Here is a 25,951-nt window from a genome sequence, read left to right as displayed (position 1 = left end):
TCGAGTCGGGAACTTGGCAACGCCGTGCAGCGTTGATACATCCGGACTAAAACGCCAAATAAGGAGTGTTGACGATGGCTGATCGTGTCCTGAGAGGCAGTCGCCTCGGAGCCGTGAGCTACGAGACCGACCGCAACCATGACCTGGCGCCGCGTCAGGTGGCCCGGTACCGCACCGACAACGGGGAAGAGTTCGACGTCCCGTTCGCCGACGACGCCGAGATCCCCGGCACCTGGCTGTGCCGTAACGGGCTCGAGGGCACCCTGATCGAGGGTGACGTGCCGGAGCCCAAGAAGGTCAAGCCGCCGCGTACCCACTGGGACATGCTGCTGGAGCGTCGTTCCGTCGAGGAGCTCGAGGAACTGCTCAAGGAGCGCCTCGACCTGATCAAGACCAAGCGTCGCGGCAGCTGAACCGCGCAAAAAAACCGCGATATGCCCTTCGTGGGCATATCGCGGTTTTTTGTGTCCGGAGCGCTAGCGCACCACACCCCGGGCGCGGTCCAGGCGCCCACGGATGCCCCACTCCGCGACCTTGAACATCGCCTCGCGGATGTTGGAACCACTCATCTTGGAGACGCCGAGTTCACGTTCGGTGAACGTGATGGGCACCTCGACGACCTTGAACCCGTTGTTGATCGCACGCCAGGTCAGGTCGATCTGGAAGCAGTAACCCTTGGAATCGACCGCGGACAGGTCGATCTTCTCCAGCACCTCGCGCCGGTAGGCGCGGTACCCGGCGGTGATGTCGTGGATGCCGACGCCCAGCAGGAGCCGGGAGTAGGTGTTGGCGGTCTTCGACAGCACCAGGCGGCGCACCGGCCAGTTGCGCACCGTGCCGCCGGAGACGTACCGCGAACCGATGGCCAGATCCGCCCCGGCGTCGACCGCATCGAGGAGCCGGTTCAGCTCCTCCGGTGCGTGACTGCCGTCGGCGTCCATCTCGACCAGAACCGAGTACCCGCGGCCCAGGCCCCAGGCGAAGCCGGCCAGATAGGCGGCGCCGAGGCCCGCTTTGCTGGTCCGGTGCATCACGTGCACCCGGTCCGGGTCGGCCAGGGCCAGTTCATCGGCCAACTGGCCGGTGCCGTCGGGGCTGCCGTCGTCGACCACCAGGATGTGCACCTCGGGGCTGGCGTGGTGGACACGCCCGACGATCAGCGGCAGGTTCTCCCGCTCGTTGTAGGTCGGAATGATCACCAGGGTGCGCTGACTCGGGCGTTCACCGTCCTGGCGAGGGCTGGATTCCCCCTGCCGCTGCGCTCCGTCACCAGGGACTGTCATGTGGCTCCTTCATCGTCGCGGGCCTTCGCCGGTGCGACGCCTCAACATTCTTTGCACGAACCCTCCATTGTGCATTATTGCGGCAACCAGTGCCCCAATACCAAGCGTGACCAGCGCCACCTGCAGGGCCGGCCCCCATTGGGTGGCCGGTGTCAGGTCTGACTTCAACCTGATCTGACTGTCCAGATAGGCGGGCTGGAAGAAGTCGGTGCGGGCCAGCTCACGCCCGTCCGGGGCGATCACCGCGCTGATGCCGGTGGTCCCGGCGACCACGAGGTAACGGTCGTGCTCGACGGCCCGCAGTTTGCCGAACGCCAACTGCTGTGCGCTCATGTTCTCGTCGAAGGTCGCGTTGTTGGTGGGCACCGTCAGCACCTGGGCGCCGCTGAGCACCGATTCCCGCGCGGCCCGGTCGAAGATGACCTCCCAGCAGGTGGTCACCCCGATCGGCACGCCGGCCGCATGCACGACCCCGTTGCCCTCGCCCGGCACGAAGTAGCCGGCCCGGTCCGCGTACGACGACAGGTGCTTGAAGAATCCGCGCCACGGCAGGTACTCGCCGAACGGCTGCACGATCTTCTTGTCGTGTCGCTCCCCCGGCCCGTGTTCGGGATCCCAGACGATCACGGTGTTGGTGGCCACCGGATTGTCCGCGGTGTAACCGTCGGCCTTGGTGACGGTTCCCACCAGGATCGGTGCCCCGATGGCGTCGGCCGCCGCGGTGATCTGTGCGGCGGCGTCGGCGTTGGCCAACGGATCGATGTCGGAGGCGTTCTCGGGCCAGACCACGAACATGGGCTGCGGGGCCCGGCCGGCACGCACATCGTCGGCCAGGCGCTGCGTCTCTTTCACGTGGTTGTCGAGCACCGCGCGGCGCTGGGCGTTGAACTCCAGACCGAGCCTGGGCACATTGCCCTGCACGGCGGCCACGGTGACGGTCTGTTCGTCGCCCGCGCCGGTGCCGGAATGACGGACCTGTGGCCACAGCACCGCGGTGGACAGCAGCACCACCGTGATGCTCAGGCCCGGCAGCATGACCGCGGGTGCAGGGAAGCCCGGCTTGTGTCCGTGATGCCACCACTGAACGATCTCCAGGGTCAGCAGTGTGGCGCTGAAGCCGACCAGTGCCACCGCGAGCGACACCAGCGGAGCGCCACCCCACCGCGCAAGGGCCAGTAGCGGTCCGTTGGTCTGGCCGAATCCGAGGACACCCCAAGGGAATCCGCCGAAGGGGACAGTGGATTTCAGCCATTCCTGGGTGGTCCACAGCGCGGCGAACCACAGCGGCCACCCGGGCAATCGCCCGACCACGACCGCTGCGAGGCCGAAGAGCCCGCAGAACAGTGCTTCCATGGCGGCCAGGGCCAGCCACGGCACCGCCCCGACCAGACCGCTGATCCACGGCAGCAACGGAATATAGAACGCCAGACCGAACAGGAATCCGTAGCCGAAGCCGCCGGCACGGGTGGTGGAGCGCAGCGTCAGCACCCAGCCGATCAACGCCAACCCGACGAACGCCGCCCACCACCAGCCGGTCGGTGGATAGCTCAGGCACAACGCGAGCCCGCCGCCGACCGACGCGCTCAACTGCGCCCACCGCGCAGCGACAGCCCGGCCGAACCGCGACGCCCTGACCGCCACCACAGACCAGCGGTCGGGTGTGCCCGCCGCGGTCAGGCGATACCCACGCTCCTCGGGTTCCTCGTCGGGATCGATGTCGGCAACAGGATCGCCGGTGACGTCCTCATCCAGTTCCTCGAAGGCCTCATCGTCGAGTGCGTCGAGTTCAGCGAGCTCGTCTTCCACGATGGCGGGGATCACTTCGGTGGTCTCGTTCGGTGCCGGCCGCAGGCGGCCGAAACGATCTGCGCGCACCGGCCGCGGGCGGCCCGATTTGTCTCTGGGACGGTCACTGCCCATGGATGACGACACCCCGGTGAACGGTCTGACGACAACGCGGCAGCTCCGCATCAGCGGCCAGCCGCGGCAGCGCGGGCACCCGTGAGCGCGGGTCGGTGGACCATCGCTGGACGGCGTTGGCCGGCGCGCTGACCTCCAGGTCGTCGGCCTCCCACACCGCGTAGCTGGCCGGGGCCCCAGGAGTGAGCGTTCCGGTGACGCCGTCGCGCACCCCACCGGCGCGCCAGCCGCCGCGGGTGGCCGCAGCGAACGCGGCACGAGCCGAAATGGCACTGCCCGCACTCTGATGCGACACCGCGGCACGCACGGTTTGCCAGGGGTTCATGCTGGTGACCGGGGTGTCGGAGCCGAAGGCGAGGGGCACGCCTTCGGATGCTAACAGCGCGAACGGGTTGAGCCCGTGAACTCGATCAAGCCCGAGACGCTGGGCATACATGCCGTCCTCCCCGCCCCAGAGGGCGTCGAAGTTGGGCTGCATGCTGGCCATCACACCCCACGCCCCCAGTTGGGCGGCCTGCGCGGTGTCGACCATCTCCAGATGTTCCAGACGGTGGCCGCACCGGGCCACAGCCGGGCCGCTCAGTCGCTGGGCCACAGTGGCGAAGCCCTCGACGACGGCGGCGACGGCGGCGTCGCCGATCACATGGAACCCGGCCGGGATTCCGGCCTCGGTGCAGGCCTGAACGTGCCTGGTGATGGCCTCGACGTCGAGGTAGCAGTTGCCGCAGGTGTCGGGTGCGTCGTGGTACGGCGCGTGCAGCCACGCGGTGTGCGAGCCGAGGGCACCGTCGACGAACAGGTCTCCGGCCAGCCCCCGGGCCCCGGTCTCGGCGATCAGGTGTCGGGCATGCTCGGCGTCGCGGGCCGGCTCACCCCAGTAACCGACGACCTCCACGCCGTGCTCCAGAGCGCGCAGCTCCTGCCAGTCGAGCAGACCGCCGATCTGCGGGCCCGCGCACTCATGGACCGCGGCGATGCCCATCCCGGCGGCGTGATCGAGTGCCGCGACGCGGGCGGCGTGCCGTTGCTGCGGGGTCAGTTGCTCACGCGCGGCCGCGCGCACGAGGTGATGCGCCTCAGCGCTCAGCGGGCGCTGCGGGTCGAACCCCGCGGCCTCGGCCAGCCCGGGCACCGACCGGCGCAGTGCGGTGGTTGCGGAGGCCGAATGCACGTCCACCCGGGCCAGATAGGCGGGCCGATCCCCCAGCACCGCGTCGAGGTCCCCGGTGCTCGGGCCGCTGCGTTCCGGCCAGCCCGATTCGTCCCAGCCGTGTCCCCACACCGGGCCGTCCGGATGCCGGCGCGCGTACTCGTCCACCAGGCGCAGACAGTGCCGCAGCGAGGTGGCCCCGCGGAGGTCCAGGCCGTCCAGATTGAGCCCGGTGGCGGTCAGGTGGACGTGGCTGTCGACGAATGCGGGGGCGACGAAGCCGCCGTCGAGGTCGACGATCTCGGCTTCGGGAAACTGCGACCGGCCGACGTCGTCGGTACCCAGCCACGCCACTACGCCGTCGCGCACGGCGAATGCGGTCGCGTCGGGGTAGCTGGGGCTGTGGATGCGCCCGTTGATCAGAAGTGTCGTCAAGCTGTTTCGACTGGCTGTTAGGCCTTGGGAGGCAGGCGGTACGGATCGACGTCGTTGACGTCGATTACTTCGCCGTCAATGTAGTCGCCTGCCCCGTGTCGATAACCAGCGGTACCGGTGGGTGCACCGAAACCGGCTGGCGCCGCGACGATGAGCGGCATCCGACGGGCGACCAGCCCCGTGAGCACCGGCCGGGCCGCCGCCCGCGTGGGCGGCAGCAACAACAGCGCGCCGGCGATCGAGCTGGCCAATCCGGGAATCACCACCAGTACGGTGCCCAGCGCCACCAGCACGCTGTCGGAGACCGCGCTCTGCGGGTTGGCCAGGCCACCGGACAGGCCCGTGCGCAACCGGCGGATGTGCCGGTTGAGCTGCGAACCCGCCAGTGCCAGCCCGATCACGAACGAGGCCAACAGCAACAGCACGGTGTAGCCGAACCCGATGGTCGCCACCAGGGCGACCATCACCGCCATCTCTACGAGGAGATAGATCAGAAACAGCCGTTTAGCCATGCTGGGTCAACGGTTGGGCGGGCGGTTCGGTTCCTGACCGGCTGCCGGGGCGTCGACTGCACGCACCTCGATGGCGCTGTGCACCTTGTCGATGCCGCCACGCAGCAGGGCCCGCGGCACGAAGTACCAGACGTGGTTCCAGTACCGCTTGATGATGGCGCTGAACACCCGCCGGGTTTCGGACTTCGGCAGGTTGCGGGCCACCGCCTCCACCGGATCACCCTTCGGAGCCCCGAGCACACCGCATTTCTGGACGGTGACCCTTGGGGTGTTGTTGATGCGCTTGGTCTTCCACGATCCGTCGTCGGTGATGATGAGCAGCTTGTCACCGTCGGGTACTCCCCAGACCGCGGTCGGCTTGGGCTTGCCGTCCTTGGTGAAGGTGGTCAGCAGCAGGTACTTCTCGCGGTAAACGTCCTCGAAGGTAGGTGCCATGGGACTCAATTCACCGGTTTGATCAGGAGCGAAACATTGTTCTGCATTCCGCCGCGCAGCTTGGAGAACACGTTGAACGTCTTGCCCAGCAGGCCGTAGCGCTTGCCGATCGCGTCGTAGGTGGCACCGTTGGCCGACTTGGGCAGGATCTCGGCGACGGCCTCGACCGCCTCGCTCTTCGGATTGCCGCGCACGTCACACGCCGCCACCGTGACCCGTGGTGTGTTGCGGATCCGCTTGACCTTCCAGGACGACTCCTGGGTGATCACCACCAGCCCGTCGGGTGACGGAGCAGCCCAGATCGCGGTCGGCTTGGGCCTGCCGTCCTTGGTGAACGTGGTCAGCAGAACGTAGTTGGCCTTGGCGACATCGGCGAAGGTGAGAGCCATGGGTCAAATCTACTGTTTGACTACCCTTCCAGCTCACCTTCGGTTTCCAGCAGCACCTGCCGGAGCCCGTCGAGGGTGGCCTGCTCGGGCTCGGCCCACATACCGCGGCCCGCGGCCTCCAGCAGCCGCTCTGCCATCCCGTGCAGCGCCCACGGGTTGGATTCGGACATGAACTTGCGGTTCTCGTCGTCGAGCACGTACTCGGCCGAGAGCCGTTCGTACATCCAGTCGGCCATCACGTGTGCGGTGGCGTCGTAGCCGAACAGATAGTCGACGGTGGCCGCCATCTCGAATGCGCCCTTGTAGCCATGCCTGCGCATCGCGCTGATCCAGCGCGGGTTGACCACCCGGGCCCGGAAGACGCGATTGGTCTCCTCCGACAGAGTGCGGGTACGCACCGCGTCGGGGCGGGTGTTGTCACCGATGTAGGCGGCCGGGGCCTGCCCGGTCAACGCCCGCACGGTGGCGACCATGCCGCCGTGGTACTGGAAATAGTCGTCGGAGTCAGCGATGTCGTGTTCGCGGGTGTCGGTGTTCTTGGCCGCCACCGCGATTCGCCGGTAGGCCCGGTTCATGTCATCGGCAGCGGGCGCACCGTCAAGTCCGCGGCCGTAGGCGAATCCGCCCCATGCGGTGTACACCTCGGCCAGGTCGGCGTCGTCGCGCCAGTTGCGGCTGTCGATCAGCTGCAGCAGACCCGCTCCGTAGGTTCCCGGCTTGGAGCCGAAAATCCTAGTGGTGGCGCGTCTTTGATCGCCGTGTTCGGCCAGGTCGGCCTGGGAGTGAGCTCGCACATAGTTGTCCTCGGCCGACTCATCGAGGCCGGCCACCAATGCCACCGCATCGTCGAGCATGGTGACCACGTGCGGGAAGGCATCACGGAAGAACCCGGAGATGCGCACCGTGACGTCGATTCGCGGCCGGCCGAGTTCGGCGAGGTCGATCGGTTCCAGGTTCACCACCCGGCGCGAGGCGTCATCCCACACCGGCCGCACTCCCAGCAGGGCCAGCACTTCGGCGATGTCGTCACCGGCGGTGCGCATGGCCGAGGTGCCCCACACCGACAGACCCACCGACTGCGGCCAGCGGCCGTAATCGGTGCGGTAGCGGTCCAGCAGCGAATCGGCCATCGCCACACCGGTTTCCCAGGCCAGCCGGGACGGAACCGCCTTGGGGTCCACCGAGTAGAAGTTGCGCCCGGTGGGCAGCACGTTGACCAGGCCGCGCAGCGGTGATCCGGACGGTCCCGAGGCGATGAAGCCTCCGGCCAGGGCGCGCAGCACCTGGTCGATCTCGGCTGAGGTGCCCGCCAGCCGGGGCACCACCTCGGTGGCGGCGAACCGCAGGATGCGAGCCACCTCGGGGTTGTCGGTGATCTTCTCCACCGCAGATGCGTCCCAACCGGATTCCTGCAGCGCGGCCACCAGCTCGCGGGCGCCGGCCTCGGCGGCGTCGACGGCCGCGCGGTCGTCACTGCCGTCCTCGGTGAGGCCGAGCGCCTGACGCAGCCCGGGCACGGTCTGCTCACCGCCGAACAGCTGCCGGGCCCGCAGGATAGCCAGCACCAGGTCGAGTTCGCCTGTGCCGGCCGGCTTCTGGCCCAACACATGCAGGCCGTCGCGGATCTGGACATCCTTGATCTCGCACAGCCAGCCGTCGACGTGCAGCAGCATGTCGTCGAAGGAATCCTCGTCCGGGCGATCCTCCAGGCCCAGATCGTGGTCCATCTTGGCGGCGCGCATCAATGTCCAGATCTGCTGCCGGATGGCAGGCAGCTTGCCGGGGTCCAGCGCCGAGACATTGGCGTGCTCGTCGAGCAGCTGCTCGAGTTTGGCGATGTCGCCGTAGGTTTCGGCGCGCGCCATCGGCGGGATGAGGTGATCGACCAGGGTGGCGTGCGCCCGGCGCTTGGCCTGGGTGCCCTCCCCCGGATCGTTGACCAGGAACGGATAGATGAGCGGCAGATCGCCGAGGGCGGCGTCGGTGCCACATGACGCGCTCATGCCGAGCGTCTTGCCGGGCAGCCATTCCAGGTTGCCGTGCTTGCCCAGGTGCACCACGGCGTGGGCACCGAACGAACCGGGGAACGAAGAGTCGAGCCAGCGGTAGGCCGCCAGGTAGTGGTGGCTGGGCGGCAGGTCGGGGTCGTGGTAGATCGCCACCGGGTTCTCCCCGAAGCCGCGGGGTGGCTGAACGATCAGCACCACATTGCCGGCCTGGATGGCCGCGATGACGATCTCGCCCTCGGGATCGCGGCTGCGGTCGACGAAGAGCTCACCCGGCGGCGGGCCCCAGTGCTCGACGACGGCATCGGCCAGTTCGGCGGGCAGGGTGGCGAACCAGGCCCGGTAGTCCTTGGCCGGGACCCGAATCGGATTGGCGGCCAGCGACTCGTCGGTGAGCCAGTCCGGGTCCTGCCCGCCGCGTTCGATCAGAGAGTGGATCAGTGCGTCCCCATCGCCTGAGTCGACGATGGTGGCGAGATCACCGGGCGCGGCGGCCTCACCGATGTCGTAGCCGGCATCGCGCATGGTGCGCAACAGTGCGACCGCGCTGGCCGGGGTGTCCAGGCCGACAGCATTGCCGATGCGGGCATGCTTGGTGGGATAGGCCGAAAACACCACGGCCACACGCTTTTCCGCAGCCGGAATGGCGCGCAACCGGGCATGGCGGACGGCCAGACCGGCCACCCGCGCGCAGCGCTCGGGATCGGCCACATACGAGATCAGCCCTTCGGAGTCGATCTCCTTGAATGAGAACGGCACCGTGATGATGCGGCCGTCGAACTCGGGAACGGCGACCTGGGTGGCGACGTCCAGCGGCGACATGCCGTCGTCATTGGTGGACCAGTCCGATCTCGAACTGGTCAGGCACAGTCCCTGCAGGATCGGAATGTCCAGCGCGGCAAGGTGAGCGACGTTCCACGAATCGTCGTTACCTCCGGCGCCGACCGCTGCCGGGGTGGCGCCTCCGGCCGCGAGCACCGTGGTCACGAGCGCATCTGCGGTGCCGAGCAGCTCGAGGAGTTCGGGTTCGGCAGTACGCAGAGACGCGCAGAACACGGGCAACGCGCGGCCGCCGGCCTGCTCGATGGCGTCGCACAGCGCCTCGACGTAGCCGGTGTTTCCTGCCAGCTGCTGGGCGCGGTAGTAGAGCACGGCGACGGCGGGCCGTCCATGTGCCGGCTCGGTCGGACCCTCATTCTCGGCGGCGCCGGCGCGCTCCAGGACCCCCCAGCTCGGGGTGGTCACCGGGGCCGCGAAGCCGAAGCCGGTCATCAGCAGGGTGTCGGACAGGAACGAGTGGAGGTTCGCCAGGTTCGCCAGACCGCCCTGAGCGAGGTAGATGTGGGTTTGCAGGGCCGCACCCTGGGGGGCGGTCGAATGTCCCATCAATTCGGCGTCGGGTGCCTGCTCACCGCTGACCACGACCGTCGGCAGGCCACTGGCCACCACGGCGTCGATGCCGTCCTGCCAGGCCCGGTAGCCGCCGAGAATGCGGATCACCGCGATGTCGGCGCCGTCGAGAAGCTCCTCGAGTTCACCGGTGACCAGCCGCGACGGGTTGGCCCAGCGATACCGGGCCCCGCTGGAGCGGGCAGTGATCAGGTCGGTGTCCGAGGTCGACAGCAACAGGACGGTGGGAGCGGCGGCATCAGTGGCAGGGGTCACCGCTGGCACTTCAGAGGGGTGGGACACCCCCCATTCGTACCGCACCGGCTACCTCGTCGGGGCAGCCGGTGCGGCGCGATCGGCAACGGTCAGGGCTGGGTCTCGCCGAAGCGGTCGTGCCACGACTGCCGGTACGGCGAGCCTGCGGCCACGACGAGCACCAGGACGAATGCGGCGAATGCACCAAATGCAAGCATGGATCGCTCCTTTCATCAGAGCCTTGGTCAAGTGTTTCAACTTCCCGGTACCGGTGGTCCCGGGAATCCTCATAAACGGTACGTTCCGACGCCGCGAAAATCGCCGATCTGTAAGCGACCGAACAGGTTTCCGAACCTGTGACCGATGTCACAACAATCCCTGAAAGTAAGATGGCGGGCGACATGACCCGGACCCGCGACCAGGACGCCTGCCCAGGTGCACTGACGGTGCACCAGGCCGCCGACGGTGCCCTGGTGCGGATTCGGCTTCCCGGCGGGATGGTCGCCGCGGCCCAATTGACGGCACTGGCCGAGGTGGCCGAGCAGTTCGGCTCTCCAGCAATGGAACTGACCTCCCGCGGCAACATCCAGATCCGCGCGGTGAGCGACACCGACGCGGCCGCCGCGGCACTGGCCGGCGCCGGCCTGCTGCCGTCACCGACACATGAGCGGGCCCGCAACATCGTGGCCTCGCCGTTGTCCGGACGCTCCGGCGGCGTCATCGATATCCGCCCCCTTGTGACCGACCTCGACCGCGCCATCCAGGCCGACCCGGCCCTGGCCGGGTTGCCCGGCAGGTTCTGGTTCAGCCTGGACGACGGGCGCGGCGACGTATCCGGTATCGACGCCGATGCCGGTGTGCATGCCCGTGATGACGGCACCTGCGCGCTGCTGCTGGCCGGGCGCGACACCGGGGTGCGCCTGGACACCGGTGAAGCGGTCGCCACCCTGATCACGGTGGCCAGACGTTTCGTCGACATCCGCGGAAAAGCCTGGCGGATAACCGAACTCGATGACCATTCGGCACTGTTGGACGGCCTGACCGCCGACGCCCCGCCCGGCGCCACCTGGCCACCGACGGTGACGCCGCCGGTCGGCTGGATCGAGCAGCGCGACAAACGGGTGGCGCTGGGAGCGGCCGTGCCGCTGGGGGTACTGCAGGCCCGGACCGCCCACTTCCTCGCCGCGATCGAGGCTCCGCTGGTGATCACCCCGTGGCGTTCGGTGCTGGTGGGCGACGTCACCGAGGGCGTCGCGGACGCGTCCCTGCGCGTGCTGGCACCGCTGGGGCTGGTGTTCGACGAGAACTCGCCGTGGCTGCGGGTCAGCGCCTGCACCGGCAGCCCCGGGTGCGCCAAGTCCGCCACCGATGTGCGTGCCGATGCCGCCGACGCGGTCAACGCGCCCGCCCAGGCCGACTCCGCCGGTCCCCGGCGAGAGATCCACCGGCATTTCGTGGGCTGCGAGCGGGCCTGCGGCAGCCCACCCACCGCCGAGGTCCTGATCGCCACCGAGGACGGATACCGGCTGCGTATCGCGCCCCCGTAGGGTATGCGCGTGCTCGACTACATCCGTGACGCCGCCGAGATCTACCGGCAGTCATTCGCGACGATCCGCGCCGAGGCGAACCTGTCGCGCTTCCCCGACGATGTGTCGCGGGTGGTCGTCCGGCTGATCCACACCTGTGGCCAGGTGGATGTCGCCGATCATGTGTCCTACACCGACGACGTCGTGACCAGGGCGCATGCCGCGCTCGCCGCCGGCGCCCCGGTGCTGTGCGATTCATCGATGGTCGCGGCCGGGATCACCCGATCGCGGCTGCCCGCCGACAACGAGGTCGTCTCGCTGGTGGCCGATCCCCGCGCCCCGGAGGTGGCGGCGAAGTTGGGATTCACCCGCTCGGCGGCCGCCGTCGACCTGTGGGCCGACCGCCTCGGCGGCGCGGTGGTGGCGATCGGCAACGCGCCGACGGCGCTGTTCCGGCTGCTGGAACTGATCGACGAGGGCGCGCCCGTCCCGGCGGCGGTGCTGGGCGGACCTGTCGGTTTCGTCGGGTCGGCGCAGTCCAAGCAGGAGCTGATCGAGCGTCCGCGTGGCATGTCCTATCTGGTGGTGACCGGCCGGCGCGGTGGCAGCGCCATGGCCGCGGCCGCCGTCAATTCGATTGCGAGTGAGCACGAGTGAGTACAACGGCGACAGAACGTGGAACCCGCGGGACTCTTTATGGCGTCGGGCTGGGCCCGGGCGACCCCGAGCTCGTGACGGTCAAGGCGGCCCGGCTGATCGGTGCGGCGGACGTGGTGGCCTATCACAGCGCCAAGCACGGTCACAGCATCGCCCGGGGCATCGCCGAGCCGTACCTGCGCGACGGCCAGCTCGAGGAACACCTGGTCTATCCCGTCACCACGGAAACCACCACGCATCCCGGCGGATACGTCGGCGCGATGGAAGACTTCTATGCCGCCGCCGCCGAGCGGATCGCCGCCCACCTGGAGGCGGGCCGCGATGTGGCCCTGCTCGCCGAGGGCGATCCGCTGTTCTACAGCTCCTACATGCACATGCACACCCGGCTCACCGAGCGGTTCGAAGCCGTCATCGTTCCCGGCGTCACCTCGGTGAGCGCGGCCTCGGCCGCCACGGGCACGCCGCTGGTGCAGGGCGACGACGTGCTGACGATCCTGCCCGGCACGCTGCCCACCGCAGAGCTGGAGCGACGCCTGGCCGATACCGACGCCGCCGTCGTACTCAAGCTGGGCCGGTCCTACAGCCGGGTGCGTGAAGCCCTGGAAGCGACCGGACGGCTCGATGAGGCGTATTACGTCGAGCGGGCCAGCACCGACCGGCAGCAGGTGTCCCCGGCCCGCGAGGTGGGCAGCGAAGGCGGCGCCGACGTCAAGGTGCCGTACTTCTCGCTGGCTATGGTTCCCGGCCGGTCCCGGTCCACCGCACCGCAGGGCAGCGTGGTGGTCGTCGGCCTCGGGCCGGGTGACTCGGACTGGATGACCCCGCAGAGCCGCCGCGAGCTCTCCGCCGCCACGGACCTGATCGGCTACGGCCCGTACCTCGACCGCGTCGGCGCCCGCGCCGGGCAGCACCATCACCCGAGCGACAACACCGACGAGCCCGCTCGCGCGCAGCTGGCCTGCAAGCTGGCCCAGGAGGGCCGGACGGTTGCGGTCGTTTCCTCCGGTGATCCGGGGGTGTTCGCGATGGCCACGGCAGTGCTCGAAGAGGCCAAACAGTGGCCCGGCGTCGAGGTCCGGGTGATTCCGGCGATGACGGCGGCGCAGGCGGTCGCCAGCCGCGTGGGTGCCCCGCTGGGCCACGACTACGCGGTGATCTCCCTGTCCGACCGGCTCAAGCCGTGGGACGTGATCGCGCAGCGTCTCACTGCCGCGGCCAAGGCCGACCTGGCGATGGCGATCTACAACCCGGCCTCCAAGACCAGGACCTGGCAGGTCGGCGCCATGCGCGAACTGCTGTTGGAGTACCGCGATCCGAGCACCCCGGTGGTCGTGGCGCGTGCCGTCTCCGGTGCGCAGCCCGGCCCCGGCGAGCGGGTGACCGTAGTGCGACTGGCCGATCTGGATCCGGCCCAGGTGGACATGCGCACCATGCTGATCATCGGCTCGTCGCAGACGCAGTGGTACACCGGTTCGGCCGCCGGAGACTCCACCGAGGACCGGGTGTTCACTCCGCGCCACTACCCCGGCTGAACCCACCGACTGACTCGCGTCGAGTTTCATTGACTGCTGTCAAAATGACCGATAGTGTCCGGCGTCACACCCGTTGAAAATGGGAGGGCCGGCCAGCATGCCGACGGCACCACAGGGCGCACCCGCACGGTCCCCGATAGACCGACGCCAACCGCAGCGCAGTGACCAGCGGCGCACCGCGATCTTGGCGGCGCTCAACGAGCACCTGCAGAAGACCGGGTTTGACGCGCTGAACATCGCCGAGGTGGCGCGGCAGGCCGGCGTGGGCCGTTCGGCGTTCTACTTCTACTTCGAGAACAAGGCGGCGGCGGTCGCAGCTCTGGTCGAGCCCATGTACGACGCGTTGTTCGCCGCCAACAACATCCTGGCCGACACCACCCGGCCACCCCGCGACCGTGTCCACGACACCATCGAGGCCGTCCTGCGGACCGCCGAGGATCACCGCTATCTGGTGCAGGCCATGTTGGAGGCGCGTGGATCCAGCGGCGCCGTCCGCGACCTGTGGGACGGCGCGCGGGAGTCCTTCGTCCCCACCGTCTCGACGGTGATCGGTGCCGAGCGCGCCGCGGGCCGCGCCCCCGAGGGCGCCGACCCGGTGGTACTCGCGAGCCTGCTGATGGAGTTCAACGATCGACTGCTGGAACGGTTCATCCTGGGTGGGCCGCTGTCGCGACAACAACTACTGGAGGGCGCAGAGGCGATGTGGATGGGCTCGATCTACGGAACAGTGCAGTGACCGCGGCCGGGTCGATCCCCAGGTCCATTCCGGGCAAGCCCGCCGAGGTGACCGCCGGATGGCTGTCGCAAATCCTGGGTATCGAGGTGGATTCGGTGCGGACCGCACCGATCGGCACGGGCCAGACCGGTGCCACCTACCGGGTCACCGTCACCTACCGCGACGACGCCGCCCTCCCGGGCACTTTCGCGGTCAAGCTGCCGTCGCAGGACGACACCGTGCGTGACCGCGTCACCATCGGATACCGCTCCGAGCACGCCTTCTACACCAATGTGGCCCGCCACGTGCGGATCCCGGTCCCGCAGTGTCACCACTGCGAAATCGCCGGCGAGGGAGCCGATTTCGTGTTGCTCCTGGCCGATATGGCACCGGCCGAGCAAGGTGATCAGATCGCCGGGTGCACCCCGGCCGAGGCCACCCTGGCAGTCCGGGCACTCGCGGATCTGCACGGGCCGACCTGGGCCGACCCGCAATGGGCGAACTTCCCCGGTATCGCCATGCCCAAGCCGGAACCCGACTCCGCCAAGGGATTCGGAGACGTCGCCAAGATGGCCGCCGACATCACTCTGGACAAAATCGGCGCACGACTGAGCACCGAGGACCAGGACACCATGCGCGCGGCGATGTCGGTCGTCACCCCGTGGCTGCTGGCCGAACCGGACCGGTTCGCCGTCCTGCACGGCGACTACCGCCTGGACAACATGCTGTTCGACCCCGACCGCACCCGGATCACCGTGGTGGACTGGCAGACGCTCGGGTCGGGCCTTCCGGCGCGAGACCTGTCGTATTTCACCGCGACCAGCCTGGACCCCACCGTCCGGGCCGCCACCGAAGCCGATCTGGTCACGGCCTACCACGACCGGCTGCTGTCACACGGGGTCACCGGCTATGATCGCGAAACCTGTTGGCAGGATTACCGTCTGGGCATGCTGCAGGCGCCGCTGATCACCGTGCTCGGCACCGCCTTCGCCAGCTCCACCGAGCGCGGGGACGACATGATGGTGGTGATGGCGCAGCGCGGTTGCCAGGCCATCCGCGACCTCGGCACGCTCGATCTGATCAACGCCTGACCGGCGGTCCCGTGACGCGGGTGCCCGGGGTGACCCGGGCGATCCCCCGCACGATCCGAGGCATCCGCCGTGCCATCACCGCCATGGCCTGATCCGATCGGCGCATTGTGGGCCTCGGACCAGGCGTCGGCACCGAGGACAGCTCCGCTTCGGGCGTTCCGGCCCGCGCACCGTGTCGATCGACCGCCAGGAGCCGCCAGATGCCCGGCACCCCACGCAGCTCGACGTCGCCGCGATCCTCGAAGCCGGTTCCCGAGCCCACGACCAGATCGCGGACGGTGCTCGACACCAGAATCTCCCCCGCGTCGGCCAACCCGAGGATGCGCGCCGCGATGTGGACGGCGATTCCCCCGATATCGCCGTCCAGCAGCTCGCATTCGCCGGTGTGGATGCCCGCGCGGATCTCGATGCCCATGGTTTCGGTCTGATCGCGCAGCGCCTCGGCGCAGCGGATCGCCTGTGTCGGACCGTCGAATGTGGCGAGGTGTCCGTCACCGGTGCTCTTCACCACGACACCACCGAATCGACCGGTCAGGTCAGCGGTGATCTCCCCCATCCGATGCAGCACCGCCCGCCACCGCTCGTCACCTGTGGCCGCGGCGTGTTGGGTGGAGGCCACCATGTCGGTGAACAGCACCGTGCGCAGCGCCCGGTGGGACTGCGACGGTGCGGCATGGCTGCCGGTGAGGAATTCCTCGATCTCGCTGGTGATCTCGTCTGGGTTGGCAATCCAGGGTGCATGGTCGGTGCCGTCCACCTCAAGCATCCGCGCACCCGGTATGCGGGCGGCGATATACCGCCCGCCCTGGATGGGGACCAGATCGCCGGTGGCATGGATGACCAGAGTCGGCGCCGTGATCGTCGGCAGGACCGACCGCACATCGATCCGGAACAGTGCCCCCAGCGTGGCCCGGGCCATTCCCGGGCTGGCACTCATCCGCTCGACCATCCCGAGCTGGCGCACCGAACCGGCGTCCGGGAGCAGGAGTTTGAGTGCCGTGCCGGTACCCCACTGCGAGGTGCTGGCGCGGCCGAATTCCTGAAAGGTGGCGAGCTGCCGGGTCGAGGGCGTGTAGTCCTCGCCCATCTCGGTCAGGATCCGCGCGTGCAGCTCGGACGGGTCACGGTCGAAGTCAGCCCACTCGGTGATACCGAAGTACGCGAAGGTGCCGGCGAGGATCAGGGCCTGGGTGCGTTCGGGCCGCGTCGCCGCGAACAGCATCGCCGCGGGCCCGCCCTCGCTCAACCCGAACAGAACGGCACGGCCGAACCCCGCTGCATCCATCACGGCCTCGATCTCGGCCGCCCGTTCGTCGAGCGTGCGTACCTGCGGGACGGGGTCCGACAGCCCGACGCCGGCCTTGTCGTACAGCAGGACGCGGCAGAACGTCGAGATCCGCTCCATGAACGCCTCGAACTCGGGCATCGTCCAGAACAGCTCGAGATGGCTGACGAACGAACCGGCGTAGACAAGGTCGACGGGCCCGTCTCCGAATACCTGGTAGGCGAGACTCAGACCGCCGCACTGTGCGTATGACGTCTCCGCCACGCTGTGGAGCCTACTGCGGCCGGGCGCCTCAGCCTGCGGTTTCGGCCCGAACCCAGTCCACCGCCTCCTCGACCGTGGCCACCGAGTCCACTCCGGGCGGCAGTGCCGGACGGTCCACCATCACCACCGGCACGCCCGCCGACTCGGCGGCCCGCAGCTTGGGTTCGGTCATCGCGCCGCCACTGTTCTTGGTCACCAGCGCGTCGATGCGGTGCTCGCGCAGCAGGGCCAGCTCCCCGTCGTAGTCATACGGACCGCGCGACAGCAGCAGCTGGTGATAGGCAGGCAGCGTGTCGGGGTCCGGCGGGGTGACCGCCCGGATGAGGAACCACGCGTCGGCGTCTTTGAAGACCCGGGTGCCGGACCGCCCGGTGGTGAGAAAGACCCGCGAATAGCCGTTCCCCGCCACGGTCTCGGCGGCCTCCCGATCCGATCCCACCACGATCGCGGTGCCCGGCGCCCAGGCCGGCCGGGCCAGGATCAGGTGCGGCAGGCCGAGTTCGGTGCACACCTGCGCCGCGTGCGCGGTGATGGTGGCGGCGAAGGGGTGGGTGGCGTCAACCACGGCGTCGACGCGCTCATCGACCAGCCACCTGCGCATTCCGTCCACGCCGCCGAACCCGCCGATGCGTACCGGACCGACCGGCAGCGCCGGATCCGGCACCCGCCCGGCCAGCGAACTGATCACCTCAACCTGCGGGTGCAGGGCCGCGGCGAGAGCACGGGCCTCACCCGTGCCACCGAGCAGCAGGACCTTCATCAGTGCGTGGCTCCGCGACGGCGGCCTGAGGAGTACAGGTAACTGTCGGAGAACCCCTCGGCGGCAAGCACATCGCCGACCACGATCACCGCGGTCTTTGTCACCGCGGCGGCGTGCATCTTCTCGGCGATGTCGGCGAGCGTGCCACGCAATACGATCTCCTCCGGCCAGCTGGCGAATGCCACAACCGCACAGGGGGTTTCGGGACCGTATCCACCGTCGAGGAGCTGCGGGACGATGTTGTCGATCTGAGCCGCGGCCAGGTGCAGCACCAGCGTCGCCCCCGGAGCCGACAGGGTACGCAGGTCCTCCCCCTCGGGCATCGCCGTGGACAGGGTGGCCACCCGGGACAAGGTGACCGTCTGGGCGACGCCGGGGACGGTGAGCTCCCGGCCCAGCGCGGCGGCCACCGCGGCGAATGCCGGTACACCGGGCACGATCTCGTATCCGATGCCCAGTTCGTCGAGCCGGCGACACTGCTCGGCCAGCGCGCTGTAGATCGACGGATCACCGGAATGCAGCCGGGCCACATCGACACCCGCCCGATCCGCGGCGACCAACTCGTCGATGATCTGGTCCAGATTCAGCGGCCCGGTGTCGACGACCCTGGCGTCGGGCGGACACAACGCCAACAGGTCGTCGGGCATGATCGACCCGGCGTACAGACACACCGGGCAGTTGCCGAGCAGTCGCGCACCGCGCACCGTGATGAGGTCGGCGGCACCCGGGCCGGCCCCGATGAAGTACACCGTCATCGCTTGACCACCGCCCACTGAGTCACCGGCAGCGCCGGCCGCCAACCGGTGAAGCCACCGACCGCGCCGCCCCGGTAGTGCTGATAACGCCGCACCTCGCCGCCTTCCTTCGAATACCATTGCGCCACAACCGATTCAGATTCCAGCGTGACCGCGTTGACCACCAGCCGCCCACCGGAGGGCAAGCGGTCGAAACAGGCCTGCAGCAACCCGGGTTGGGTGACACCGCCGCCGACGAAGATCACCGCGGGTTCGGGCGCCCCGTCGAGCGACTCGGGGGCACCGCCGCGGACCTCCACCCGAACTCCGAAAGCCTTGACATTGCCCAAGATCCGATCGCGGCGCTGCTCGTCACGTTCGAATGCGACCGCCGAGCAACCGGGTGCGCTGCGCGACCATTCGATCGCGATACTGCCCGAGCCCGAGCCGACATCCCACAGCAGTTCCCCGGGGCGCGGCCCCAGTGCCGCCAGCGTGACGGCCCGGATGGACTGCTTGGTGAGTTGTCCATCGTGGGCGAACGCCTCGTCGGGCAGCGCCTGGGCCCGGCGCTCGTCCGGAAGGTAGGCCACTGCCACCACGTTGAGGTCGTCCACGTCGACCGGGGACGTCGCCCAGTCCCGGGCCGTGCCGTCGTGGCGGCGCTCCCCCGGGCCGCCCAGCTGCTCCAGCACGGTCAATTCCGAGTCGCCCCGGCCGGATTCGTTCAACAGGCGCGCCAGCGTGGCCGGGGTCTGCGCATCCCGGGACAGCACGATCGCCCGCCCGCCACGGCGCACCGCGGTGTGCGGCGCCGCGGTGACCAGGCTGATCACCTCGGTGTCGGGCACCGTCCAGCCCATCCGCGAACACGCCAGCGTCACGCTCGACACATGGGGCAGCACCCGCACCCGCTGCGCGCCGAACACTCGGATCAGCGTCGCGCCGATGCCGTGCAGCAGCGGATCCCCGCTGGCCACCACGTGCACATCGGCGTCGCTGAACAGTGCCGGCAGGGCCGGCAGCATCGGCGACGGCCATTCTCGACGGTCCGAGGTCACGCTGTCGTCGAGCAGGTCCAGCTGCCGCGGCGAGCCGTAGACCACGGTCGCGCGCGCCAATTCCTCCCGCGAGGTGCGTGACAAGCCCGCCATCCCGTCGGCCCCGATGCCGACCACGGTGATCGTCCCCGTCACTGGCGGTCCGTTCTTCGCGCAAGCGCTCATCACCGGGGCATCTTCCGCCAGATCGGCCGCGGCACGAACCGCGTCACGAAGATCATCGGCCGGATCACCCACGGCACCCACACGGCACGCTTGCCCCGGGCCAGCGCCTTGGCCGTGGCGTCGGCCACCTGGGCCGGCGTGCTGGAGAACGGCGCAGGTTCCATGCCATCGGTCATCCGGCCGATCACGAATCCGGGCCGCACGATCAGCAGTTGCACGCCGGTGCCGTGCAGGGCGTCGGTCAGGCCGCTGGCGAACGAGTCGAGGCCGGCCTTGGCCGAACCGTAAACGTAGTTGGCGCGGCGGGCCCGCGCTCCGGCGATCGAGGAGAACACCACCAGCCGGCCCCGGTCGGCGGCACGCATGCGCTGCGCCAGCACCGTCAGCAGGCTGACCTGGGCCACATAGTCGGTGTGCACGACGGCCACGGCGTGGGCCGGGTCGGCCTCGGCCCGGTCCTGATCCCCCAGCACGCCGAATGCCAGCACCGCCGTGTCGATCGGTCCGTGACCGGTTTCGATCGCCTCGACCACGCGGGTGTGGCCCGCGACGTCGTCGGCATCGAACTCAAGGGTGTGCACCGCGGCGGCACCGGCGGCCTGCACGGCCGCGACCTGCTCGTCGAGTTGATCGGCACGGCGTGCGGCCAGCACGACGACCGCGCCCGCCGCGAGCCGGACCGCGAGTTCGACGCCGATCTCGCTGCGGCCCCCAAAAATCACCACGACACGTGGATCCGTGCCAGCCGTGTCATCCATGGCAGCGATTATGTCCTGCGCTAGCGTGGACCCCGATGGCTACATCTCGTGGCAAGGCAACCACCAAGCTCACCAGCGAAGCACTGGCGTTTCTCACCGAACGCCACCTGGCGATGCTCACCACTCTGCGCTCGGACAATTCCCCGCACGTGGTCGCGGTCGGTTTCACCTTCGATCCCAAGACGCACATCGCGCGGGTCATCACCAACGGCGGCTCGCAGAAGGCGGTGAACGCCCACGAGCGCGGCATCGCGGTGCTGAGCCAGGTCGACGGTGCCCGCTGGCTGTCGTTGGAGGGCAAGTCCACGGTGAGCAGCGAGGCCGACGCGGTCCGCGATGCCGAGCTGCGTTACGCCCAGCGCTACCGCACGCCGCGGGTGAACCCCCGCCGCGTGGTGATCGAGGTACGGATCGAGCGCGTGCTGGGCTCCTCGGAGCTGCTGGACCGCAGCGAAGGGTGAGCCGCCCACCACACTGAGCAACCCGCCAGACGGGTTCACATCGCCATCTCTGGGGGAAGTCGACGATGACGCGCGATGTCTCGCATGCAGAGATTATCCGGGATGGACGCGGCTTTTACGGTTCGCCATTAAATGCCGCAGCGCTAGTCTGCGAGTACGTCTCAGAGGCTGCTGGTTATTATTCGCTACACAATCTGTGGGGCTTTCCCGCAGAAGCGGATGACTACGTTCTCAATGACCCCGACATATACCCGTATGTGCTACGCGTGCCCAATCACATACTCACCGCGACAGCAAGCTTGGTTGTCTCACTCTGCGATGCCAGCCGATCAGAGAATTCCAGTCAACTCAGCATCGGCGTCCTCGCTCGCTCGCTCGCCGAGTATTCGGCGCTAGTTTGGTATCTCTGCGATTCAGCAGAAGAGTCCGAAGTGCGCTATCTCAAGTGCTGCAACACTCTGCGGGATTCACTGGTCAAATCCGGCGCGGGACGCCCAGCTGGACCAGCACTCCTCAAAGAGGTGCTGTCCCACCTGGATGAGATCGACTCGAACTTGCGCAAACGAATATCGTCCAGCCCAAAGAAATTCAACAATGCCAACATAATTGGGCAGATGGACCCGCTCAACGGGCACTCAGCATACGAGCATCTCTCGAAGTACACCCACGCGAATGTTCTCGTGTGTGACGGTTTGTACTCGCGTCCACCAGAGCGCGACCTGTGGATGCTACTGATGCGATCGACCCAATGGGTGATCACCGCATTAGATAGAGCTTCGCGCCTCAGTCACGTCGGTCACATATTCTCCGAAAGGGCTCAAGCCTTTTGGCATGAAATCAACTTCCTGTACCAGGATTTTTGGATCGACCGCACCTAGTTCACCGGCACCACGACGAGGTCGTGCGGCTGGTTGTTCACCGACAACGCACCATCCTCGGTGACCACGACGATGTCCTCGATGCGTGCACCCCACTGCCCCGGGAAATACACGCCGGGCTCCACACTGAATGCCATCCCGGGCTCCAGCGGCAGGTCGTTGCCCTCCACGATGTAGGGCTCCTCGTGCACCGACAACCCGATGCCGTGCCCGGTGCGGTGCACGAATGCCTCGGCCAATCCTTCGGCCGCCAGCACGTCGCGGGCCGCCGCGTCGATCTGTTCGGCGGTCACGCCTGGGCGCACGGCCGCGACGGCCGCCTGCTGGGCACGCTGCAGCACCGCGTAGCGACGTGCCACCTCGGGATCCGGCTCGCCGATGCTGTAGGTGCGGGTCGAGTCGGAGTTGTAGCCGGGCTCATACGGCCCGCCGATGTCGACGACGACGATGTCGCCCGCGCTCAGCTCACGCTCCGAGCATTCATGGTGCGGGTCGGCACCGTTGGGACCGGATCCGACGATGATGAACGCCACCTCTGAATGCCCTTCGGCGACAATCGCTTCGGCAATGTCAGCGGCCACGTCGGCTTCGGTACGGCCGGGCACCAGAAACTCCGGCACCCGGGCGTGCACCCGGTCGATCGCCGCGCCGGCCTTGCGCAGCGCGTCGATCTCGGCGGGGTCCTTGATCATCCGCAGTCGCCGGAGTACATCGGTGGCCAGTACCGGAACCACCCCGAGCAGGTCGGCGAGCGGCAGCAGATGCAGTGCGGGCATGGAATCCGTGACCGCCACGGCACTGCCCGGCCCGCCGAGTGCGTCGGACACCATCTGGTACGGGTTCTGGCCGTCCACCCAATCACGCACCGCCACACCGAGTTCGGTGACCGCCGACTCGCGCAGCGCGGCCAGCTCCAGGCGCGGCACAACGATGGTCGGGTCCCCGGTGGCGGGCAGCACCAGCGCGGTGAGCCGTTCGAAGGTCTGCGCACGTGAGCCGACCAGGTACCGCAGGTCATAGCCGGGGGTGATGACCAGTCCGGCCAGGCCGGCTTCTGCTGCGGCTGATGCTGCCGCGGAAAGGCGGTGGGCGTACACATCGGTGCTGAATCGGCTGACCGTCATGGCATCGAGGCTAGTGGTGCGGTAGATAACTGGCGATCTCGATCAGGTTGCCGTCGGGGTCGCGGCAATAGTGTGAGGTCATCGGGCCCAATGCGCCGGTCTTGGGAACCGGGCCCTCGGTGATCTCTACGCCACACGCTCTCAGGTGCTCACCGACGGCCTCCGGTTCGACGTCTGCGATGAAGCACAGATCCAGTGAACCTGGTGCATCGACGGCGCCGGTCACCCAGTTGGCCGAACCGGTCGGCCGCACGTTGAGCTTCTGATCGCCGAACACCAGCGCGATCCGGCCGGCACCGAAGACTTCCCTGCGCATGCCCAGCACCCGCACATAAAACGCGACGGTGGCGTCGCTGTCCCGGCAGTTCACCACGACATGGTCAATACGGTTGACGGTGAAGGTCATACCTCACGCTACTGTCGCTGGAATGTTGCGTGATATCCGCGATCTCACCGACGATCCCGAGGCGTACGCCGCTGAGCTGCGCCGGCGCTGGGGCGGCCTGCTGAGTTACCGCTACCTCGGGCGCTCGTACTCCTCGATGGACCTGGGCCCGGCCGACGACACGGTGACGCTGCGACGCGACATGCGAAACCCGGCGGGCGGATTACTGCTTGCAGTGCTGGGCATCTCCTCGCCGGACAGCGGTGGCGTGAGCGATCTGGAAGCCGTACCCAACCCCGTGATCCACTCCTGCCAGGTCCTGGACCCGGCCGTTGATGTGGCCCGCATCCGGGTGGACACCGAGGTACTCAAGCAGGGCAGGCAACTGGCGTACAGCCGGTCGGTGATCGTCGACGCCGACAACCCGGACCGGGTCATCGCGCTCACCGAGGGGCAGGGCATCTCGATCGGCACGCCGCCGGAGGGCCTGGAGAAGATGCCGGTGGAGCCGATCGACGTCGTCGACGGTCCGGGCCTGCCGCCGCTTTGGCAGGTGTTCGGCGGCCACAAGCGGTCCAGCGGACATTGGTCTCTGCCCGAGCTGGCGGTCGAGGTGGCCTCACCGGACGCCGCGCTGCACATCGGCCCGCAGTTCGTGATCCTGGAGACGGCCGCGGCGGACGCCGCTGCCCGCGCCGCAGAAACCGATACGCTGCAAGGCCTTTCGTCGCACGTGATGTTCCTGGCGCGCGGCAAGACCGGCCCGTTCCGGGTGGACACCCGGGTGCTGCCCGGGGCGGGGGGCACCATCGCGGTGCGGGCCACCCTGTACGACGAGGGCGCCGGCGGCAAAGCCGTCACGGCTTCCTCCTATGTGTTCGGACGGATGGAGGAAACCCGATGAGCGATCCCGTTCTGCTGCTCGACGGCGCCAGTATGTGGTTCCGGTCGTACTTCGGCGTGCCGTCGTCGATCAAGGCACCCGACGGCCGGCCGGTGAACGCGGTGCGCGGGTTCCTGGACTCGGTCGCCACGCTGGTCACCCGGGAGCGGCCACGCCGGCTGGTGGTGTGCCGCGACGATGACTGGCGGCCGCAGTGGCGGGTCGACCTGGTGCCGTCGTACAAGGCGCACCGGGTGGAACAACCCCAAGCTCTGCCGGATGTCGCCGCCGGAGCGGCTCCCGCGGCCCCCCGGTACGTCGAAGAAGTTCCCGACGACCTCACACCGCAGGTCGACATGATCATGGAGCTGCTGGACGCATTCGGCATCGCGACGGCCGGGGCACCCGGGTTCGAAGCCGACGACGTGCTCGGCACACTGGCTGCGCGCGAACAGCACGATCCGGTCGTGGTGGTCAGCGGCGATCGTGACCTGCTTCAGCTCGTGCGTGACGAGCCTTCTCCCACCATCCGCGTGCTCTACATCGGACGGGGACTGGCCAAGGCCACGAAGTTCGGCCCGGAGGAAGTCGCCGAGCAGTACGGGGTGCCCATCGACCGGGCCGGACCGGCGTACGCGGAGCTGGCCCTGCTGCGCGGTGACCCGTCCGACGGGCTTCCCGGCGTCGCCGGGATCGGCGAGAAGACGGCCGCGACGCTGCTGGCCAGGCACGGCTCGCTGCGGGGTATCCAGGCGGCCGCCGAGGACCCGAAATCCTCACTGACCAAAGCACATCGGGCCAAGCTACTGGCCGCCGCCGACTACATGGCCGCGGCTGAACCGGTGGTCCGGGTGGCCACGGATGCCCCGGTGACGTTGTCTGCTGCGACCGACGATCTGCCGCTGGCCGCCGGCGACCCGGCCCGGGTCGCCGAACTCGCCGCGGCGTACGGGGTGACCTCGTCGATCAGTCGGTTGCAGTCGGCGCTCGACCGGCTGCCCGGCTGAGCACACCTCAATCCGCACGTTCTACAACAGGGCCGCCTGCGCGGTAGCGCAGACGGCCCTGTTGTAGAAAGCGGCAGCTGGTAGGGCCTACTTGGGCCGACCGACCTCGTAGGTGCCCTTGTCGTCCTTGAAGGTCACTGTCACCTTGCGCTTGGTGCCGTCGATGGTGACCTCGCAGTCGAAGGTCGAATCCTTCTTGACCGTCGGGTTCTCACCGTTGTTGCACTTGACGCCGGTGACCTTGGTGGCGCCGTAGCCGTTGGTCTTGTCGGTGAGAATCTGCTCGACGCCGCTCTGGGCCTTGTCGATGTCGAGCTTGGTCGTCACCGCCCATCCGGGCAGCCAGAACGCGGTCACCGCGAGAATGGCCAGCAGCAGGGCCACCAAGCCACCGACGATGACACCGATGGTCGCCAGCGAACGCTTGGAACCCGCGTCGGCACCCGGAACGCCGTACTGCCCGAACTGGCCGGGAACGCCGTACTGGCCGGGCTGACCGTACTGCGGCGGCTGACCCGGCTGACCGTACTGGGGCTGCTGCCCGTAGCCCGGCGCCTGCCCGTACTGCGGCGGCTGGCCGGGCGGCGGGTAGGCCTGCTGGCCGTACTGCTCGGGACCGGGGTACTGCGGCTGTTGCGGCTGCGAGTAATCCGGCTGCTGGACGCCCTGGGTGGGCGGCTGGTACGACGGGTACTGCTGCGGCGTGTATGCCGGCGGCTGCCAGGCCGGAGCGTGAGTGCTGGGGTCCTCGGAAGCGGGGGTCGGCGGCTGCCATGCCTCGGCACCCTGCGCCTGCTCCCCCGCGGGCTCAGGCTGCTGACCGGGCCACTGCTGTCCCTGGTCAGATCCCTGCGGTCCGCTCATGGTTCTCCTTGATCCTGTTCGGTAACG

General features: G+C 68.6%; 25 protein-coding genes. 10 read left to right on the top strand and 15 right to left on the bottom strand.

Features of this window, described 5'->3' with window-relative positions:
- Positions 1-74: 74 nt before the first annotated feature.
- Positions 75-413 carry an RNA polymerase-binding protein RbpA gene (gene rbpA, locus EH231_RS06880; protein ID WP_011559900.1) on the top strand — a complete coding sequence of 113 codons (339 nt, stop codon included), beginning with the start codon at positions 75-77 and terminating at the stop codon, positions 411-413.
- Positions 414-476: 63 nt separating this feature from the next.
- On the opposite strand, the gene EH231_RS06875 is transcribed toward rbpA, so the two are convergent.
- The 7 genes from EH231_RS06875 to cobN are packed head-to-tail and all read right to left on the bottom strand — an operon-like array spanning position 477 to position 9,795.
- Positions 477-1,283, bottom strand: coding sequence for a polyprenol monophosphomannose synthase (locus EH231_RS06875; protein ID WP_075919998.1), 807 nt, complete (start codon positions 1,281-1,283; stop codon positions 477-479).
- Between the two features lie 9 nt (positions 1,284-1,292).
- Complete coding sequence (gene lnt, locus EH231_RS06870) at positions 1,293-3,203, bottom strand: apolipoprotein N-acyltransferase (protein ID WP_090431012.1); 1,911 nt, start codon at positions 3,201-3,203, stop codon at positions 1,293-1,295.
- On the bottom strand, positions 3,193-4,788 hold the full coding sequence (locus EH231_RS06865) for an amidohydrolase (protein ID WP_090431014.1): 1,596 nt from the start codon (positions 4,786-4,788) through the stop codon (positions 3,193-3,195). The genes lnt and EH231_RS06865 overlap by 11 nt, the downstream gene beginning before the upstream one ends.
- Before the next feature lie 17 nt (positions 4,789-4,805).
- Complete coding sequence (locus tag EH231_RS06860) at positions 4,806-5,300, bottom strand: FxsA family protein (RefSeq protein ID WP_090431016.1); 495 nt, start codon at positions 5,298-5,300, stop codon at positions 4,806-4,808.
- Positions 5,301-5,306: 6 nt separating this feature from the next.
- Positions 5,307-5,735, bottom strand: a complete 429-nt coding sequence (locus EH231_RS06855) for a PPOX class F420-dependent oxidoreductase (RefSeq protein ID WP_090431018.1) — start codon at positions 5,733-5,735, stop codon at positions 5,307-5,309.
- A gap of 5 nt (positions 5,736-5,740) precedes the next feature.
- Positions 5,741-6,124, bottom strand: coding sequence for a PPOX class F420-dependent oxidoreductase (locus EH231_RS06850; RefSeq protein WP_090431020.1), 384 nt, complete (start codon positions 6,122-6,124; stop codon positions 5,741-5,743).
- Positions 6,125-6,144: 20 nt separating this feature from the next.
- On the bottom strand, positions 6,145-9,795 hold the full coding sequence (gene cobN / locus EH231_RS06845) for a cobaltochelatase subunit CobN (protein ID WP_090431022.1): 3,651 nt from the start codon (positions 9,793-9,795) through the stop codon (positions 6,145-6,147).
- A 380-nt stretch (positions 9,796-10,175) separates the two neighbouring features.
- Between cobN and cobG the strand changes: the two genes are divergently transcribed.
- From cobG to EH231_RS06820, 5 genes are all read left to right on the top strand, one after another.
- Entirely contained in the window at positions 10,176-11,321 is a 1,146-nt protein-coding gene (cobG, locus tag EH231_RS06840; RefSeq protein WP_090432060.1) for a precorrin-3B synthase, read from the top strand.
- A gap of 9 nt (positions 11,322-11,330) precedes the next feature.
- Complete coding sequence (locus EH231_RS06835; protein ID WP_124712134.1) at positions 11,331-11,957, top strand: precorrin-8X methylmutase; 627 nt, start codon at positions 11,331-11,333, stop codon at positions 11,955-11,957.
- Positions 11,954-13,489 carry a precorrin-2 C(20)-methyltransferase gene (locus EH231_RS06830; protein WP_090431024.1) on the top strand — a complete coding sequence of 512 codons (1,536 nt, stop codon included), beginning with the start codon at positions 11,954-11,956 and terminating at the stop codon, positions 13,487-13,489. Before EH231_RS06835 ends, EH231_RS06830 begins: the two co-directional genes overlap by 4 nt.
- Positions 13,490-13,586: 97 nt before the next feature.
- A complete protein-coding gene (locus EH231_RS06825; RefSeq protein ID WP_124712133.1) occupies positions 13,587-14,225 on the top strand; it encodes a TetR/AcrR family transcriptional regulator in 639 nt (212 codons plus the stop codon).
- Between the two features lie 14 nt (positions 14,226-14,239).
- Complete coding sequence (locus tag EH231_RS06820; RefSeq protein WP_124714208.1) at positions 14,240-15,295, top strand: phosphotransferase family protein; 1,056 nt, start codon at positions 14,240-14,242, stop codon at positions 15,293-15,295.
- Here the strand turns inward: EH231_RS06820 and EH231_RS06815 are convergent.
- The 5 genes from EH231_RS06815 to EH231_RS06795 are packed head-to-tail and all read right to left on the bottom strand — an operon-like array spanning position 15,285 to position 20,322.
- On the bottom strand, positions 15,285-16,844 hold the full coding sequence (locus EH231_RS06815; protein WP_124712132.1) for an adenylate/guanylate cyclase domain-containing protein: 1,560 nt from the start codon (positions 16,842-16,844) through the stop codon (positions 15,285-15,287). The genes EH231_RS06820 and EH231_RS06815 overlap by 11 nt on opposite strands.
- Before the next feature lie 28 nt (positions 16,845-16,872).
- Positions 16,873-17,604 carry a cobalt-precorrin-6A reductase gene (locus EH231_RS06810; protein ID WP_124712131.1) on the bottom strand — a complete coding sequence of 244 codons (732 nt, stop codon included), beginning with the start codon at positions 17,602-17,604 and terminating at the stop codon, positions 16,873-16,875.
- Positions 17,604-18,359 (bottom strand): precorrin-4 C(11)-methyltransferase, encoded by a 756-nt coding sequence (cobM, locus tag EH231_RS06805; RefSeq protein WP_090431031.1) that lies wholly within the window; start codon positions 18,357-18,359, stop codon positions 17,604-17,606. Before cobM ends, EH231_RS06810 begins: the two co-directional genes overlap by 1 nt.
- Complete coding sequence (gene cbiE / locus EH231_RS06800; protein ID WP_124714207.1) at positions 18,356-19,564, bottom strand: precorrin-6y C5,15-methyltransferase (decarboxylating) subunit CbiE; 1,209 nt, start codon at positions 19,562-19,564, stop codon at positions 18,356-18,358. The genes cobM and cbiE overlap by 4 nt, the downstream gene beginning before the upstream one ends.
- On the bottom strand, positions 19,564-20,322 hold the full coding sequence (locus EH231_RS06795; RefSeq protein WP_124712130.1) for a decaprenylphospho-beta-D-erythro-pentofuranosid-2-ulose 2-reductase: 759 nt from the start codon (positions 20,320-20,322) through the stop codon (positions 19,564-19,566). The genes cbiE and EH231_RS06795 overlap by 1 nt, the downstream gene beginning before the upstream one ends.
- 35 nt (positions 20,323-20,357) lie before the next feature.
- Between EH231_RS06795 and EH231_RS06790 the strand changes: the two genes are divergently transcribed.
- Positions 20,358-20,783, top strand: coding sequence for a F420-dependent biliverdin reductase (locus tag EH231_RS06790; RefSeq protein WP_090431035.1), 426 nt, complete (start codon positions 20,358-20,360; stop codon positions 20,781-20,783).
- Positions 20,784-20,848: 65 nt separating this feature from the next.
- Complete coding sequence (locus tag EH231_RS06785; protein WP_124712129.1) at positions 20,849-21,661, top strand: hypothetical protein; 813 nt, start codon at positions 20,849-20,851, stop codon at positions 21,659-21,661.
- Here EH231_RS06785 and EH231_RS06780 read toward each other — a convergent pair.
- Both EH231_RS06780 and EH231_RS06775 read right to left on the bottom strand, forming a co-directional pair.
- On the bottom strand, positions 21,658-22,785 hold the full coding sequence (locus tag EH231_RS06780) for a M24 family metallopeptidase (RefSeq protein ID WP_090431039.1): 1,128 nt from the start codon (positions 22,783-22,785) through the stop codon (positions 21,658-21,660). The two genes, EH231_RS06785 and EH231_RS06780, sit on opposite strands and share 4 nt — an antisense overlap.
- A 10-nt stretch (positions 22,786-22,795) precedes the next feature.
- Entirely contained in the window at positions 22,796-23,191 is a 396-nt protein-coding gene (locus tag EH231_RS06775) for a VOC family protein (protein ID WP_090431041.1), read from the bottom strand.
- A gap of 22 nt (positions 23,192-23,213) precedes the next feature.
- On the opposite strand from EH231_RS06775, the gene EH231_RS06770 reads away from it, so the two are divergent.
- Positions 23,214-24,074: a hypothetical protein gene (locus EH231_RS06770; RefSeq protein ID WP_124712128.1), complete on the top strand. Its 861-nt coding sequence runs from the start codon at positions 23,214-23,216 to the stop codon at positions 24,072-24,074.
- A complete protein-coding gene (locus EH231_RS06765) occupies positions 24,071-25,060 on the top strand; it encodes a 5'-3' exonuclease (RefSeq protein ID WP_124712127.1) in 990 nt (329 codons plus the stop codon). The genes EH231_RS06770 and EH231_RS06765 overlap by 4 nt, the downstream gene beginning before the upstream one ends.
- A gap of 87 nt (positions 25,061-25,147) precedes the next feature.
- On the opposite strand, the gene EH231_RS06760 is transcribed toward EH231_RS06765, so the two are convergent.
- Positions 25,148-25,924: a DUF4333 domain-containing protein gene (locus EH231_RS06760; protein WP_124712126.1), complete on the bottom strand. Its 777-nt coding sequence runs from the start codon at positions 25,922-25,924 to the stop codon at positions 25,148-25,150.
- Positions 25,925-25,951 lie beyond the last annotated feature (27 nt).

The organism is Mycolicibacterium nivoides (assembly GCF_003855255.1).
Taxonomy (GTDB): Bacteria; Actinomycetota; Actinomycetes; order Mycobacteriales; family Mycobacteriaceae; genus Mycobacterium; species Mycobacterium nivoides.
This window is presented reverse-complemented; position numbering and strand designations above follow the sequence as displayed.

Bases quoted from the DNA above. Each gene is read 5' to 3' on its own strand.
- EH231_RS06795 (WP_124712130.1), bottom strand. From the start codon at position 20,322: ATGGATGACACGGCTGGCACGGATCCACGTGTCGTGGTGATTTTTGGG.
- EH231_RS06810 (WP_124712131.1), bottom strand. From the start codon at position 17,604: ATGAAGGTCCTGCTGCTCGGTGGCACGGGTGAGGCCCGTGCTCTCGCC.
- cobG (WP_090432060.1), top strand. From the start codon at position 10,176: ATGACCCGGACCCGCGACCAGGACGCCTGCCCAGGTGCACTGACGGTG.
- EH231_RS06770 (WP_124712128.1), top strand. From the start codon at position 23,214: ATGTTGCGTGATATCCGCGATCTCACCGACGATCCCGAGGCGTACGCC.
- EH231_RS06780 (WP_090431039.1), bottom strand. From the start codon at position 22,785: ATGACGGTCAGCCGATTCAGCACCGATGTGTACGCCCACCGCCTTTCC.
- EH231_RS06765 (WP_124712127.1), top strand. From the start codon at position 24,071: ATGAGCGATCCCGTTCTGCTGCTCGACGGCGCCAGTATGTGGTTCCGG.
- EH231_RS06825 (WP_124712133.1), top strand. From the start codon at position 13,587: ATGCCGACGGCACCACAGGGCGCACCCGCACGGTCCCCGATAGACCGA.
- EH231_RS06850 (WP_090431020.1), bottom strand. From the start codon at position 6,124: ATGGCTCTCACCTTCGCCGATGTCGCCAAGGCCAACTACGTTCTGCTG.
- EH231_RS06785 (WP_124712129.1), top strand. From the start codon at position 20,849: ATGACGCGCGATGTCTCGCATGCAGAGATTATCCGGGATGGACGCGGC.
- EH231_RS06760 (WP_124712126.1), bottom strand. From the start codon at position 25,924: ATGAGCGGACCGCAGGGATCTGACCAGGGACAGCAGTGGCCCGGTCAG.
- EH231_RS06855 (WP_090431018.1), bottom strand. From the start codon at position 5,735: ATGGCACCTACCTTCGAGGACGTTTACCGCGAGAAGTACCTGCTGCTG.
- EH231_RS06875 (WP_075919998.1), bottom strand. From the start codon at position 1,283: ATGACAGTCCCTGGTGACGGAGCGCAGCGGCAGGGGGAATCCAGCCCT.
- EH231_RS06775 (WP_090431041.1), bottom strand. From the start codon at position 23,191: ATGACCTTCACCGTCAACCGTATTGACCATGTCGTGGTGAACTGCCGG.
- lnt (WP_090431012.1), bottom strand. From the start codon at position 3,203: ATGGGCAGTGACCGTCCCAGAGACAAATCGGGCCGCCCGCGGCCGGTG.
- cbiE (WP_124714207.1), bottom strand. From the start codon at position 19,564: ATGAGCGCTTGCGCGAAGAACGGACCGCCAGTGACGGGGACGATCACC.
- rbpA (WP_011559900.1), top strand. From the start codon at position 75: ATGGCTGATCGTGTCCTGAGAGGCAGTCGCCTCGGAGCCGTGAGCTAC.
- EH231_RS06860 (WP_090431016.1), bottom strand. From the start codon at position 5,300: ATGGCTAAACGGCTGTTTCTGATCTATCTCCTCGTAGAGATGGCGGTG.
- cobM (WP_090431031.1), bottom strand. From the start codon at position 18,359: ATGACGGTGTACTTCATCGGGGCCGGCCCGGGTGCCGCCGACCTCATC.
- EH231_RS06790 (WP_090431035.1), top strand. From the start codon at position 20,358: ATGGCTACATCTCGTGGCAAGGCAACCACCAAGCTCACCAGCGAAGCA.